Annotated in this window: 16 protein-coding genes; 2 read left to right on the top strand and 14 right to left on the bottom strand. The window is 48.0% G+C overall.

Annotated elements, in window-relative coordinates:
• Window positions 1-11 precede the first annotated feature (11 nt).
• Together poxB and A8709_RS16320 are read right to left on the bottom strand one after the other, a co-directional pair.
• Window positions 12-1,733, bottom strand: a complete 1,722-nt coding sequence (poxB, locus tag A8709_RS16325) for a ubiquinone-dependent pyruvate dehydrogenase (protein WP_065853434.1) — start codon at window positions 1,731-1,733, stop codon at window positions 12-14.
• Window positions 1,734-1,841: 108 nt separating this feature from the next.
• Complete coding sequence (locus A8709_RS16320; protein ID WP_167357096.1) at window positions 1,842-2,783, bottom strand: phytanoyl-CoA dioxygenase family protein; 942 nt, start codon at window positions 2,781-2,783, stop codon at window positions 1,842-1,844.
• Between the two features lie 189 nt (window positions 2,784-2,972).
• Here A8709_RS16320 and A8709_RS16315 point away from each other — a divergent pair, with 189 nt between their 5' ends.
• Together A8709_RS16315 and A8709_RS16310 are read left to right on the top strand one after the other, a co-directional pair.
• On the top strand, window positions 2,973-3,860 hold the full coding sequence (locus A8709_RS16315) for an AraC family transcriptional regulator (protein WP_065853433.1): 888 nt from the start codon (window positions 2,973-2,975) through the stop codon (window positions 3,858-3,860).
• Between the two features lie 112 nt (window positions 3,861-3,972).
• A complete protein-coding gene (locus A8709_RS16310) occupies window positions 3,973-4,962 on the top strand; it encodes a ketoacyl-ACP synthase III (protein WP_065853432.1) in 990 nt (329 codons plus the stop codon).
• 102 nt (window positions 4,963-5,064) lie between these two features.
• On the opposite strand, the gene A8709_RS34595 is transcribed toward A8709_RS16310, so the two are convergent.
• The 12 genes from A8709_RS34595 to A8709_RS16255 all read right to left on the bottom strand — a co-directional run bounded on the left by A8709_RS34595 (window position 5,065) and on the right by A8709_RS16255 (window position 14,254).
• Window positions 5,065-5,235: a hypothetical protein gene (locus tag A8709_RS34595; RefSeq protein ID WP_167357095.1), complete on the bottom strand. Its 171-nt coding sequence runs from the start codon at window positions 5,233-5,235 to the stop codon at window positions 5,065-5,067.
• A gap of 86 nt (window positions 5,236-5,321) precedes the next feature.
• Window positions 5,322-5,675 (bottom strand): alpha-helical endospore appendage domain-containing protein, encoded by a 354-nt coding sequence (locus A8709_RS16300; RefSeq protein ID WP_065853431.1) that lies wholly within the window; start codon window positions 5,673-5,675, stop codon window positions 5,322-5,324.
• An 11-nt stretch (window positions 5,676-5,686) separates the two neighbouring features.
• A complete protein-coding gene (locus tag A8709_RS16295; RefSeq protein ID WP_065853430.1) occupies window positions 5,687-5,974 on the bottom strand; it encodes a nucleoside-diphosphate sugar epimerase in 288 nt (95 codons plus the stop codon).
• Between the two features lie 60 nt (window positions 5,975-6,034).
• Entirely contained in the window at window positions 6,035-6,763 is a 729-nt protein-coding gene (locus tag A8709_RS16290; protein ID WP_065853429.1) for a glycosyltransferase family 2 protein, read from the bottom strand.
• A 2-nt stretch (window positions 6,764-6,765) separates the two neighbouring features.
• Window positions 6,766-7,857: a glycosyltransferase family A protein gene (locus tag A8709_RS16285; protein ID WP_084225001.1), complete on the bottom strand. Its 1,092-nt coding sequence runs from the start codon at window positions 7,855-7,857 to the stop codon at window positions 6,766-6,768.
• Window positions 7,854-8,735: a glycosyltransferase family 2 protein gene (locus A8709_RS16280; RefSeq protein WP_084224999.1), complete on the bottom strand. Its 882-nt coding sequence runs from the start codon at window positions 8,733-8,735 to the stop codon at window positions 7,854-7,856. The genes A8709_RS16285 and A8709_RS16280 overlap by 4 nt, the downstream gene beginning before the upstream one ends.
• A 262-nt stretch (window positions 8,736-8,997) precedes the next feature.
• On the bottom strand, window positions 8,998-9,342 hold the full coding sequence (locus A8709_RS34130) for a hypothetical protein (protein WP_141692562.1): 345 nt from the start codon (window positions 9,340-9,342) through the stop codon (window positions 8,998-9,000).
• A 56-nt stretch (window positions 9,343-9,398) separates the two neighbouring features.
• Window positions 9,399-10,544 carry a CgeB family protein gene (locus A8709_RS16275; protein ID WP_065853428.1) on the bottom strand — a complete coding sequence of 382 codons (1,146 nt, stop codon included), beginning with the start codon at window positions 10,542-10,544 and terminating at the stop codon, window positions 9,399-9,401.
• 15 nt (window positions 10,545-10,559) lie between these two features.
• Window positions 10,560-11,648: a CgeB family protein gene (locus A8709_RS16270; RefSeq protein ID WP_208607691.1), complete on the bottom strand. Its 1,089-nt coding sequence runs from the start codon at window positions 11,646-11,648 to the stop codon at window positions 10,560-10,562.
• Window positions 11,649-11,655: 7 nt separating this feature from the next.
• Complete coding sequence (gene rfbD / locus A8709_RS16265; protein ID WP_065853426.1) at window positions 11,656-12,531, bottom strand: dTDP-4-dehydrorhamnose reductase; 876 nt, start codon at window positions 12,529-12,531, stop codon at window positions 11,656-11,658.
• Entirely contained in the window at window positions 12,528-13,535 is a 1,008-nt protein-coding gene (rfbB, locus tag A8709_RS16260; protein WP_065853425.1) for a dTDP-glucose 4,6-dehydratase, read from the bottom strand. The genes rfbD and rfbB overlap by 4 nt, the downstream gene beginning before the upstream one ends.
• The gene (locus tag A8709_RS16255) at window positions 13,535-14,254 is read right to left on the bottom strand and encodes a sugar phosphate nucleotidyltransferase (RefSeq protein WP_065853424.1); all 720 of its coding nucleotides are present in this window, start codon (window positions 14,252-14,254) and stop codon (window positions 13,535-13,537) included. The genes rfbB and A8709_RS16255 overlap by 1 nt, the downstream gene beginning before the upstream one ends.
• Window positions 14,255-14,313: the final 59 nt, after the last annotated feature.

Genomic DNA, 14,313 nt, shown 5'->3' with positions numbered 1-14,313 from the left:
TCCCTCGGGAATTACCTTAAGAGATTGGTTTTCGCCAGTTCGATGATTTCGTTCCCTTGCCCATTCAAAACTGCTTTCAGCATCCACATCGTAAATCCACGTGCCTGCTCGAAATTAATTTTCGGCGGCATAGCCAGCTCCTGACGATTAACGACAACGTCCAGTATTACCGGACCGTTGTGTTCGAGCCCTCGGCGGACGGCGCTTTCTAACTCATTCGGATCCTCGACCCGAATTCCTTCGATTCCCATGGCTTGAGCTAGTTCAGCAAAGTTGGGATTGTCAAGTTCCGTTCCGAATTCTAAAAAACCTGCTGCTTTCATTTCTAATTCCACGAACCCAAGCGCACCATTATTAAAGACAACGATCTTGATGGGGAGCTTATGTTGACGAAGAGTCAATAAATCTCCGAGCAGCATGGTAAGTCCCCCGTCCCCCGACAGCGAAATAACCTGACGTCCGGGCTGCGCAACCTGTGCTCCAATAGCTTGGGGCATGGCGTTCGCCATTGTCCCGTGGTTAAACGAGCCCAGAAGCCTTCTTTTTCCATTCATTCTTAAATATCTGGCAGCCCACACAGTCGGCGTTCCTACATCGCAAGTCACAACGGCATCCTCATCTGCGAGATCGCTGATTACCTTCATGAGGTATTGCGGATGAATAGGCGCTCGGCCGGGAGCTGCGAGATTGTCCAGTTCCTCGCGGACTTTGGCATAATGTGCGGCAAAGTGCTGCAAATGATCAGGGGAATGCGGTTCGGTTAACAAGGGTAATAGCATTTCGACCGTCGTCTTCACGTCTCCGCACACCCCATATGCGAGCGTCGTTCGCCGACCTAGCCGGGAGGAATCCAAATCAACCTGAAGGATGGTCGCTTCCTGTGGATAAAATTGCCTATATGGAAAATCAGTACCCAGCATGAGTAAGACATCGCATTCCATGATGGCGTGGTATCCGGAGGCAGATCCGATGAGACCGGTTAATCCAACGGAATATGGGTTATCGTACTCCAGATACTCTTTACCTCTCAGCGCTATGACCATCGGGGATTGCAGCTTCTCGCAAAGTTTCATGAGAGAAGCATGAGCTCCCGCGCAGCCGGCACCGCAAAGCAAGGTGATCCTCTTGCCTTTGTTTAAGTAGTCGGCAAATATCTTCAATTCGTCTGTAGAAGGGCAGACAATCTGCCGGGTGGAATGGATAACACGTTGCGGAACAGGGCTTTCATCGTATTCGAAAGCGGCTACATCACCTGGCAGAACTAGGACAGACACGCCCGACCTTGCCGTTGCCGTTTGCATCGCCATCGTAACCGCTCGAGGCATTTGCCCCGGTCCGGTTACAACTTCACAAAAGAAGCTGCATTCCTGAAACAACATGTCCGGACGCGTCTCTTGAAAAAAGCCGCTGCCGATTTCACTGCTCGGAATATGAGCAGCAATCGCAAGTACTGGCACCCGGTTTCGATGGCAATCGTACAATCCGTTAATGAGATGCAAATTGCCTGGTCCGCTGCTACCCGCGCAAACCGCAATTCCGCCACTAAGGGCGGCATCTGCGCCCGCCGCGAATGCTGCAACCTCTTCATGGCGGACATGGATCCATTCAATTTTTCCGGAACGACGGATCGCATCGAGCAAAGCATTGAGCGAATCTCCGATAATACCGTATATGCGCTTCACACCAGCGTTCAGAAGGGACTCCACGATGGAATCCGCTATGGTTCTTCTCAAGAGAATCTCTCCTTTATGTTTTTCTTATTTTGCCATAATATGAGCAGCCTATTCCTGATTCCACAACGATTTAAGCCAGAAAAACCGCTGTGCAAAGATCAGCAACCATTAACAGATCTTATCCGTGTGAATATGGATCGATTTATCCCAATCCGAAAATGTCAATGTATCCTTATCCCAATAATACTTCAGATCTTCATTTTTCCAGTCCTTGTAAATCTCTTCCCAAGTGAAGCCGCCATGTGCCTTTAACGAGCTTCGGTCTATCACTTGATCTTCAGGCTGATATCGAAAATCACAAGATAGCCGGATTTTATTCCCCATTTGGTTTGGCATGGCCTTATGAACCGTATGGCTTTTGAACATAACAACATCGCCGGCCAAGTAATCTCCATAAGCCCATTCTAAATTCAGGCCGCATAATAAGGACTCCAATCCTCCAGCACCGCTGCTTCCTGTCACATTCAGCAGGCCTAACTTATGACTTCCTTCCAGCATGGCAAGACCTCCGAGCTCTCGCGGACAATCCCCTAGAGGGAACCAACAAGTCCATGTGCTAGACGAGCCTTGAATATACAAAAAATCTTGATGAGGTGGTGTTGGGATCATACTGGGATGAGGCATGATGAGCCTGCAAATATTGCGCGGATGCGGAAAAGGCTCGGACCCAAAAAGGATTTTAAATACATTTAATAGTTCAGGGTCCTGTGCAATGGCATGAAATTCCTCTAACTGCTGCACTTCGAGATAGATTTCTGTGGAGACGCCAACCCCATACGTGCCTTGAACAACCAACTGCGATACGTTCTCAGGATCAGCTACCCCATCCATAATATCTGTGTCACAGCTTAACAACCCACGCCGCTCCAATATGTGAAGGATTTGCTTGCGTAGACGAAATACTCTTTCATTAGAAAGCAAGCCGCGAAAAAAAAGATATCCATCCTGATCTGCTTTATCATGTAGTGCACCTGGATGTTTTAAAAGGGCGGTTGAATCCTCAAAATCTTTGCTAGGCTGTTTCATGGCATTGTCCATTTTCATGTTCATTTTGTACGCCTCCTCATCGATAATTACTGTCATTATATAGGATTAAATGAACGATGAATTTAGAGGGAGTCGCACATATTTATAATTTATAGACTTTTGCTTTCTTAATTTTTGCTAATTTCAAAGGGTTCTCGTATACTAACAATAAGTTTTTTGCAAAATTCGTATATATTGTTGTGGAGGAACACCGTGCACAGAATCAGTTGGGACGAGCTTAATCCAGTAATCAATTATGCAAATATTTTAAAATGCGAACCGGAATTCCAATTTGGGCCCAGAGTCATTACAAACCATCAATTCATCTATATCTCCAAAGGTAGAGGAACCGGAAATATCCAAGGGCGTACGTATGCTGCGAAAAAAGGGGACTTGTTTTATTATGGGCCTACGATTACTCATTCCTTTAAGGCAGATAGAAGCCAGCCCTTTGAACTCTATGGCCTTCACTTTGGCTTAAATGAATCAATAGACTATTCAAACTCACCGTTCTCTTCTTATCCACAACCATCCTATTTCAACGCTGAACAAAGCGAGAATCTGTTGGTTATTGGTGAAGGCACTGTCGATACATTAAATATCGGAGATCTCATTCCAGCTGGCGATTCAGGTGTTGGAGAGGTCATCCACCAAATCACACTTTCCTACATAAAGGATAGCCCTATGTCCGCCGTGATGAACCGCTCCCTGCTAATCAGCCTCTTTGGCTTATTACATAACCATTCCCAACACCTGACCGATTCTCACCCACACCTGACTAAGGTTTTGAATCAGATAAGGACAAAGTTAATTGAACATGCAACGGCTACCTACGTCAGACAATGGTTGTCCGACTGGTCAGACTATAATGAAGATTATTTGGCAAGAAGCTTTCAAACGCAGTTCGGGATCTCCCCTCATCACTTCCATCAAGTTCAAAAAATAGAGAAAGCCAAAGAACTTCTTACCCAAACCAAGCTCAGCATAACGGAAATTGCGGAACTGCTGCATTTTGATACGGTTCACTATTTTAGCCGTGTGTTTAAATCTCGGACGGGCTATACCCCAACAAGTTATCGGACTATCCGAAGAATGTTATAAAAACAACAACAGTAGAAGACGCGACGAGAGCCCATTGACATAAAGCTCGTCTTCCTTTACACTAAATTTAGTACCTAGTACTAATATCTGATACTAAAAGGAGTGTCAACTCATGCCTTCTGCTCTTCCCTTGCAAGCTCGTATTTCAGCTATTGGCACCTATGTGCCCCAAGCTATTCTGACAAACGAAGATCTCTCCCATATGGTGGATACGAACGCTGAGTGGATTGTGCAACGCACAGGGATTCGTGAGCGCCGAATCGCTGAGGCGCATGAGTTTACAAGCCATTTATGCATAGCAGCTGTACAAAATTTGCTCACGCGGTATCCCGATTCACTTGACGATGTCGAGCTCATCGTCGTCGCGACACATACACCCGACCTGCCATCCACCCCAGTCGCGTGTCAGGTTCAAGCTCATTTCGGCATCGCAGGCGCGGGCGCCTATGATCTCAATGCAACTTGCGCAGGCTTCGCCTATGCGCTGCATACAGCAAGTGCACTTGTCGCAGCAGGCGTGCATCGCAAGATTCTCGTGATCGGCGCCGATGCCCTCTCCAAGATCACGGACTATACCGACCGATCCACCTGCATTTTATTTGGCGATGGCGCAGGCGCGGTCGTGGTTGAACGAGAGGAAGAGCATCCTGCTTTCCTAGCGGTTCATATGGGCTCAGACGGCAGCGGCGCTAAGCATGTGTACCGAACTGGGTTAGCTGCGGAATTGAACGGAGCTCTCTTAGAAGGAGACGGGAAGCTTGTCCAGAATGGACGCGAGGTGTACCGATTCGCTGTTTCGACGGTACCGCAAGGCATCGAAAAGCTGCTTGAGAAGAGTGGGCTGCCGCTCGAGGCGATCGATTGGTTCATCCCTCATAGCGCTAATCTGCGCATGATTGATTCCATCTGTGAGAAGAGCGGAATTCCCCTGGATAAAGCGTTATATAGTCTAGAATATTTCGGAAACACCTCAGCAGCTTCGATTCCGCTTGCACTTGATCTGGGGGTTAAAGAAGGGAAAGTGAAGGCGGGGGACATGCTTTTACTTTATGGGTTTGGCGGAGGATTAACTCATGCTGGCTTGATCGTACGCTGGGGATAATTCCAGCAGCTGCTGCTCCAGCTCCAGCTTTGGTTAAACGGGGGCTCTGATTCTCTGGTTCGAGGTTCTGACTTCGGAAGTTCGTTTCGGAAGTGAGCTTCCCTAGAGCCCTTTCCTCAGCCAAGGCTTCCCCGGCTTACCAACGATCTGCCGCGAACGCACGCGCTGCCCTGTCAACCTCATCACCATCGCACGTTGATACTCGCTGATCGTCTTGAGATTCGCTGCCACATGGCCAGCAAGCTGTTCCGAATTCTCGACGTGGTCCGCCACTGCTTCCAGAATTCTGCTTAGCGCTCGCTGGCTCCTCGCCAGCGACGTCAGCATGTGCAGCTCTATGCGCTCACGATTCAGGTCCCTCACAGCTTCTCATCCTCACTTAACGGGAATGAGCCGCCGCCGAAATCCAACCCATTTCCCATTCCGAAGCCAGTACCTGATTCTTTGCCGCCAAGTAAAGCTTTCATCTGATGGTTCAAGGCATTCTCCAGCTTCGTTAATCCATCAATGAGATCAATGACACTATCATGGATCTCGCCCGTCACTTTCATTTGAAGCTCATGACCTTCCACATTCATCGCGTTCACATGCTGGCAGATCCAGTTCTGATACTTCGTCGCATCGATAACTCTCGCTTCCAGCATATGCGTTATTTCATCCTGCAGCTTGGCAGTCGCATCTAGCATTTGCATATAGAGATCCGTTCTATCCAAGGCTATTCCCTCTATTCCTCATCAGGTACATGCATTTCCTTCATAACCATTTCCGTTTGCTTCGCGATCGCTTCTTCCAAATCGGCAAGACTATTTAAATAGGCCGTTACCTGACGAGTCAGTTGTAATGCCCGCTTCTGCAAGTTTTCTAATCCAGCAAAATCAGGATGTGAATCCGGCAGCTCCTGCACGATGCCTGCCATTTGTGTAGACACATGACGATGGGTTTCCAAAATCTTAGCCATTTCCCCATGCGAAGCTGCAATATGAGCAATAATGGTTGTCACGCGCTGTTCCAAGTGCTACCCCCCTAACAGCTTTTTTCACTCTACGATATGCCGTTTTGTGAGATTTGGTGCCTAGATGAATCGATGCGGATCCACGCCCCATTTGTCGATAAACTTCTGACGATTTCGTTTGACAAGCCGCTTTAATTTTTGGCGCCCCTGCTTCCTGTAGCTGACACTCCCACGGTGATAGATGAAGCAATCCCCTGCAATGAGCAGCCGATAACCGGCCAGACGGACCCGATAGCACAGATCATCATCCTCGAAGTGGCCCGGAGAAAATCTTTCATCCATAAGACCCACTTTCTCGAACAACTCCCGTGTAAAAAGCATACAAACACCGACCAAGCGGTCTGTCTGCTGCCACCTTGCTGGGTTCACATGATTATATTTTTTCGCCATTTTCATCGTTGTCGTGAATTTCTCTCGAATCTTCTGTTTGCCGCTGGCATAATTCGTCATCGGGCCAACCATCCCGACATCTTCGGCACTATTTAAGCAATTCAACAGGTTCGGCAGCCAGTTCGGCGTGACGATGGTGTCATTATTGAGCAGCATCAACACATCTCCACTCGCAAAACGAAGACCATAATTACAGGCAGCTGGAAAGCCTACATTGACTGGCATCGCAACCAGCTTGAGCTTCATTCGGCGACAGTAGGCCAATGTGCCATCTGTAGAGCCATTATCCACCACGATGATCTCATAAGGGACGGCTGTATGTTTGCGAATAGAGGCTACACAGGCTCTCAATAATGACAGCCCATTATACGTAGGAATAATAATGCTTGTTAGCTGCATGCTCATTCCTCCTTGATGACTTCCCTTTTTCGGATGATATCTGGAAAATGGATACGTTCACCTTTCTCATGCATCGCGGCTTCGAGTGCTTCTACGTGATCTCCAATGCTTAATTGGAGATTCACATTTCGACGTGCCGGACTCCAGGCAAGTGTCCGAAAGCTGGTAGGCGCTGTAATGTGAAGCCCAGCTAGTATGGCTTGAATTTGTGCTTTGGGAGGAACCATAAGCGCTGCGTAACTCACATGCTGGAAGGCATTCCGTGAGAGCGCATGGGGTACGTCCATCAGAGAATTCGCATGCAAATCCGGTTTATTGAAGGAGACATTGAGAAAATGCTTCATCACGGTGAGGGTATCCCAGTCAGCGAACTGAGGTAAATACGGTGTCCGATTATTGAGTGCAATGTCAGCCCCACGGTCGATATCTTTAACAAATGGAATTAATCGCTCCGCTCGAACGACATCTTCCCCTTCCACAAATAGCAAAATATCCGATGTCGATAACTTGGCACCGATTGCTCGCCCAACATGCGGCCCGATTTGCTCAGGGTAATGCACGATTAGAGCATGGGAGTGACTTCTCACCCTCTCGAGCGTATGATCACTAGTACCGTATACAATGACAATAATTTCATGGAGTGGCATCCGCTTTAGCTGCTCTAGCACCCGACTAATGGTGCGCTCTGCGTTCTTTACCGTGACAATAGCTCCAACAGTTCGCACGGTGGGCAGAAGCATCCAATTCGTTGCACGCCTGCCCAACGCTACAGCGTATCCAGCGACATAACCGCTAGCAGCTGCTGCATAATTGGATATATTCGCTAAATCCGACTGCGACTGCGCTTGCATCCACCTAACCCAGCAATCATTCATCACTTTCTTCCCATACTGGCGATTCCCCTTATCTGGAGCAAGTGCATCATGTCGGCCTGCTTGATAACCTTGTTTTCTCCAGAATTGCTCAACTTGCGGCAGCGACCTCACTCGTTTACGCGATGAATGACGGATCGACTTCTTCACAAGTACTCGTTTTCTGCTAATTCTCCGAGTTGAAATGGGGCGACGCATCCGTTTCTTGATTTTAGGTTTCACCTGTTCACCTCAATCATCTCTCTGATTCGCAGATTATCCTGCCTGCGAGCTCGAGCATCCGTGTTCTGAATTAACCAGTTAATGGCTTCCAAATGGTCGCCAACAATCAGATCCCCGACAGGATCGCCTTCTTCCGCCCGAAACCGAACCCGATTGCGGCTTCCGACCTGGATAAACTTGGCAGCCTCTACACGTAAACCACGCTGTACAGCAATGGCTTGGGCGAGAGGCGGGATCGCCAAATACTCCGCACCTATCGTGTTAAGCGCTTTGCGACTCATTGCGTGAGGAATGGTGGTCATTGAGGTCCCTTGCAAATCTCGACGGTTAAGAACCGCATTCAATGCATATTTAGCGACCACCACGCGATGAACCTCCGCGCCCGAAATGATACCAATATATTTGTTTAGTGCAACATCCACGCCACGCTGCACAGCAGAAATCAAAGGGATCATTTCCCCCGCTGGAATTACAAAATCGGCATCTACGAACAATAAAATCTCGCCTCTAGCTTCTCTAGCACCGATACTTCTTCCAACATCATGTCCGAACCGTTGTGCATAGGATACGACCCTCGCTCCTGCACTCTCGGCAATGTACTTACTTCCATCTGAAGAACCATTTTCAACTACGATAACCTCTGTATGCGGATGTACCCGAAGGGCCTGCTGAATGACTTTACGTAACGTGCTCGCTTCATCGCAAACAGGAATGATAACCGATACGACTGGCGGATGTGGTGAGAAGGAAGATCTACGCGATTGCGGTGAAGATGCGAATAACCGTTGGGTAGGTCGTCCCTTGCTACGATTCGATATATGTTTCGTTAAACGCTTCGCTATCCGCTTCCCCCTCCGCTGAATACGCTGCTGGCTCATTCGTTCTCAACTCCTGTCCTTGGCGGAATACCTGCTCTACTTATTCTATGATCTTCTTACAAAAGGGGTAGGGCTGACGCCGCAGTCCAGGAAAACAGGCTTCCCGACTTATACACCTACTATTTCAGTTATGTATGAAGAAGTCTCATAGAAAAAGACGGATGGAGCCGTTGTTAGCGGCTCTCACCTTGTTGAACTTTGCTCCATAATTGGTGAAAAATAGTGGAATTATCTCGCATTTGACGATCAGCCTCAGTGTGGACTACACGAGCGGATGCTGCATTTCCCATACATAGCCTTGGTCAAAGCCAATCTTGAAACCCTCGTTATAGGCTGCATTGAAAGCCGCATTATAGGCCATTGCAGCTCTCTTCGATCTAAGGGGCCTTCTACGGATAGCACGAATGACTCTGCGCCCGCGTGAATATCTGCGCAAACGACGCAATCTGCGAGGTTGACGTTTGTTTCGCAGACGGCTAATCACTCGGACTTTTCGGATTCCTTTTATTCGCTTTCTTGGCCGCTTCTTAGTAAGAAGGGTACTTCTTCTTTTGGGATTCTTACGAACAACGGTAAGCTTTTGCGTTCTCTTTTTTTTGACAACCACTTTCACTTTCCCTCACCTCAACCTTCATCTTCTCATGCATTGCCCACTACCCAACATTACCGAGGTCCAAACACAATGCTTAACATCGTTATTAACCGATTCGTATAGGTATGATCTCGCATGGTTCTATACAGCCCACGCAGGGCAATTTGCTTACGTTCTTCTTCATGGATCAAATAATGATTCATTAGATGAACGAGCTCTTCCGGTGATGAATAAGTGACAATGTCGTAGCCTGGTGTATAAAAGTTGACCAAATCAGACCGAATGTCGGTTAATTGAAGGACTCCGCAGCCGGATATTTCAAACGTTCTCGGATTCGGCGATGCCCCTTGAATACGCCGGGAGTTGTTGTTATAGGACTGGTCATCAAAAGCTCTATGCATATTAATGACTATCTTAGCTCCGTTGTAGGCATTGGCCGTTTGCTCTGGGGTCATCCAAGTATTTAACTGGATCTGCGGTGCCAGCAGCTTGTACTGACGAAGTCTCTCCCACCAAATGCCGGAGATAAATACACGTTTCGTTGCTAAATAAGGGGCGATTTGGTCAAACAGCGCCACACGATTCCAGTAGGCTGACCCGATGAAGCTAATATCGCGCTGCATCCCCACCGGCACATTTTTCGGCCTGAACATCTCTGGTTGAAAGGCTAGCGGTAAATAGTGTACCTGTGCGCAGCCCATTTCTCGATACAGCTGTACACAATTGATCTCCAAGGTGAACATGAAATCATAATGTGGTGCATACGAAGCGGTAAGATCCGTGTAGTAGGGATCATCGGTTAACCATACCGCTGTCCGAATGCCCATTCGCCTTACTCGGTCTACGACGTCCAGCGCCAGATTCATCCCATCAAGTACAATCATCAGATCAGGTCGATGTCTAGCTGCCAGCGTCTCAATCGTTGCAGTCGGATTTCCGATATGAACGGCGTCTTTATCGGAGTTACCTATGATCAATTCCCGAACTAAGGGGCGCAGCGCCTCAATAATCGCAATATCCAACGGGCCGTAAGGAAATCCTTTCCCCGAGGTTATATATAACACACGTACATTCCAGACCGGGCTTGGCGCTCGATCTCTAACCGCTTTTTGCATAATCGCTTCGCACAAGCCTAACCTGACACCACTCGAATATCCCGCTTGATATCCGTCAGCATGTCCTTGTCCACGTGCATGCACAGTGTTGCGAAATTCCATCATGACCCCTCCCTTCTAGGTAAAAATAAGTTCCAAGAGCTTGCTCAGACGAATAGCAAACGTATGTTCTGTAATCGTTCTACGTAACCCGTTTGTTGCAATCCGTAACCGATCTTCTTCATGCAGTAAATAATGCGTCATTTTATGAATGAGCTCATCCACCTGCCCATAGGTCTCGATGTCATGCCCTGGCGTGTAATAACGTTCCAGATCGTGGCGGCGATCCGTCATTTGAAAAGCGCCACAGCCCGCAATCTCATAGGTTCTCGGATTGATGGAGTGCCCGGGTAGATTTCTACGATTCCTGTTATAGGTTTCGTGATAGGTAAGACGATGAATATTCAGCACGATTTTCGCGCCATTATAATATTTCACAGACTCTTCAATCGGAATCCATTGCAGCTTGATGCCGTGTTGAAGAAGGGAATAATGCAGAAGCTGATCCCACAGAGCACCTGCAATTACCACTTTTTTCCCAATTAGAAATGGTGTCAGTGCATTAAATAGTGCAAGTCGATTCGGGAACCCGACACCGATGAAGCAAATATCACTTCGGTACTCAGGCGCCACATGTTCGGGGTGAAATACGGCAGGACTCGCTGCCAAAGGCAAGTAATGCACTTGCCCGCATCCACACCCTTGATACAGAGGGACACAGGACATTTCATGGGTGAATACATAATCATAATGAGGAGCCAAGCTGACGGTATCATCTGTAAAATAAGGATCATCCGCAAACCAAATGGCGGTGCGAATGCCCATTCCTCTAACGAGATCGACGTGTGAGGCATGATCAGGTGGAAACACGTGGAGCCCATTCATGACGAGTACGAGGTTAGGGCGTAGCTCTGCAGCTAAGCGAAGCATATCTACGGCATTCGCGGTATAGACGACGCGAACTGTCTGCTGTAAGCCTTCGATGATCCCTTTATCTATCGCATCGAACCCTTGCAGGATGAAGAGTACACTCACTTCTCGAAGCGGGACGTTAGCAGGTCGGCAGGTATTCAGCACATATTGGCAGCGTCCCATACGTCTGCCGTGCACGAGACCAGCTTCAAACCCTCTGGCCCGCCCTTCCCTACTGGCTTTGTCAAGCGACATGTTCATATCACACCTTCTTCTTTAGGAGCGCAGGGTCATAATAGTCCAATTGCAGGAAAAAATGTAAAGCTGATTGCCAGTCTCGGAGTGGCGTTAACCCATTATTGGCAATGGCTTGATGCGCAAAAGCGGAATACATCGGTCTCACCGCAGGAGCAGGCGGACAATCCGAGGTAAGAACAGGCAGCAGACTAACTTGCGAGAGACCTGCTGCCAGAAGAATCTGCTGCGCAAATTCATATCTAGAGCACTCCCCTTCATTCGAGGCGTGATATAGGCCATAAAGCTCGGTATCGATTAATTCTCGTAAGAAAATCGCCAGATCCAAGCAATACGTAGGGGAACCCCACTGATCATCGACAATCGTTAATGGTCCGCCGGCAAGCGCCTTTTCAATTACTTTCGTAACGAAATTCGTGCCATGCTTGCCGTACAACCAGGACGTACGGACAATGAAGTGCTTGGAACAGCTCAAACTAACGAATTTCTCTCCGAGCAGCTTAGAATGACCATACACATTGCTTGGATTCGGGGTATCTGCTTCGGTATAGGGGGCCCCCTTCGTCCCATCAAACACATAATCGGTGCTGACATACACCAGCTTCGCTCCGATTTCTTCACAGGCCTTCGCGATATGCAGTGCCCCCATCGCATTCACTTCATAGGCCCGCTCCGACTCCATTTCAGCCTTATCCACATTTGTATAAGCGGCCGAATGAATAACAACTTCCGGTCTTGCCGCAAGCAGCATCTGGGCAACTTCCTGCTCATTCGTTATATCCAACTGCTCTTTGTTCCAAGCTATAACTTCATGCATGGGAATCAATACCCGCTTGAGATCATAGCCGAGTTGCCCTCCGGCACCGGTAATGGCGATTTTCACAGATGATCCCCTACTTGGTTATCGGGATCCCGATAAGATCCGTCTGCAATACGCTCGCACCATGTGCGTTCATTGACATACCAGTCCAGCGTCATCTGAATGCCAAGGTCAAACGGATACGCCGGCGTCCAGCCTAGCTCACAACGGATTTTGGAACTATCAATCGCATATCTGCGATCATGGCCAAGCCGATCCGCCACATAACGGATCTGATCTTCCGGCTTATTCAGCAGCTTCAGAATACGCCTGACCACCTCGATGTTCGTTCGTTCATTGTGACCGCCAATGTTGTATACTTCGCCTGGCACACCCGCTTCAATGACACGCTCGATAGCCGAACAATGATCATCCACATATAACCAGTCGCGTACATGCAGACCATCCCCATAGACGGGGATGAGTTCATCACGAAGCGCACGTGTAATAATGAGCGGAATCAGCTTCTCCGGGAATTGCCTTGGGCCATAATTATTGGAACAGCGCGTAATCACCGCTGGGAAGCCGTAAGTTTCATAGTAAGCGCGCACGAGCAGATCGGAGCCAGCTTTACTTGCGGAGTATGGCGAATTCGGAGCAAGGGGAGTATGTTCATGAAACGCACCTTCTTGACCTAACGTGCCGTATACCTCATCTGTGGAGACATGTACAAATTTTTGGATGTTGTTCCTCCTTGCCGCTTCCAGCAAGCTTTGTGTGCCTACTACATTCGTCATAACGAAGCTGCGAGGACTATGAATACTGCGATCCACATGCGATTCCGCTGCAAAGTGCACAACAATATCAATGCCTCGCATCACTTGCATCATGAGCTCTTCGTTTCCAATGTCCCCCTGGACGAATTCGTAACCAGCTTGCCCTTCTAGTGATCTGACGTTATCCCGATTCCCCGCATAAGTTAGTAAATCAACATGACGGATTCGATCCTCCGGATGATGTTTCTTCCAATAATGAAGAAAGTTACTTCCAATAAATCCCATACCACCAGTTACTAGCAACGATTGCATTATATCTCCTCCTTCCTGACTAACAATGTGGCTTGAAAAAGAGATTCATGCGTGCCGGCGTCAATCCACCATCCCGTGAAAAATGTATGCGTAAGTGCTCCTGCTGCCGCATAGACATTGTTTACATCTGTAATCTCTAGTTCACCTCTAGCGGATGGGACTTGTGATTTAATAATGGCAAATACAGAAGAATCATATAAATAGATACCTGTCACCGCATAGTTGGAGTTTGGCTTCTCAGGCTTTTCTTCAATGCGATCAATATGTCCGTCCTTCATACTTGCAACCCCATATCGCCTTGGATCCGCGACCTCCTTCAGAATAACCATCGCCCCTTCTACTTGCTTTTCGAAGGTATGGATGATGGGATGCAAGTTGTCCTCAAATAAGTTGTCTCCCAAAATAACAACGAATTTCTCATCACTGTGTACGAAATCCTCGGCCAGTGCGAGCGCCTGTGCAATGCCTCCGGCTTTCTCTTGAATCTTATAAGTGAGATTCACCCCAAACCGTTCACCACCGCCTAAATAGTCTACATATAAGCCTGATGACTGCTTGCCCGTAATAATAAGAATATCGAAGACCCCTGCCTTAGCTAGTTTCTCGATCGCATATTGAATCATGGGCATATCACCAACTGGAAGTAAATGCTTATTGATAATATTCGTAAGTGGACGCAAACGGCTTCCGGTTCCTCCTACAAGCACAACACCCTTCACATGACATCCCCCTCTCACATTCATTCCTATGGCGTTTACTTACATCCATTTCTACTATC

The sequence above is a fragment of the Paenibacillus pectinilyticus genome (assembly GCF_001700435.1).
Lineage (GTDB): Bacteria > Bacillota > Bacilli > Paenibacillales > NBRC-103111 > Paenibacillus_E > Paenibacillus_E pectinilyticus.
Note: the sequence above shows the minus strand (reverse complement) of the source record. Positions and strands in the feature narration are given on the sequence as shown.

Coding starts and splice junctions, on each gene's coding strand:
- A8709_RS16320 (WP_167357096.1), bottom strand. CDS start 2,783: ATGAACATGAAAATGGACAATGCCATGAAACAGCCTAGCAAAGATTTT.
- A8709_RS16310 (WP_065853432.1), top strand. CDS start 3,973: ATGCCTTCTGCTCTTCCCTTGCAAGCTCGTATTTCAGCTATTGGCACC.
- A8709_RS16290 (WP_065853429.1), bottom strand. CDS start 6,763: ATGCAGCTAACAAGCATTATTATTCCTACGTATAATGGGCTGTCATTA.
- A8709_RS16280 (WP_084224999.1), bottom strand. CDS start 8,735: ATGAGCCAGCAGCGTATTCAGCGGAGGGGGAAGCGGATAGCGAAGCGT.
- A8709_RS16275 (WP_065853428.1), bottom strand. CDS start 10,544: ATGGAATTTCGCAACACTGTGCATGCACGTGGACAAGGACATGCTGAC.
- A8709_RS16270 (WP_208607691.1), bottom strand. CDS start 11,648: ATGTCGCTTGACAAAGCCAGTAGGGAAGGGCGGGCCAGAGGGTTTGAA.
- rfbB (WP_065853425.1), bottom strand. CDS start 13,535: ATGCAATCGTTGCTAGTAACTGGTGGTATGGGATTTATTGGAAGTAAC.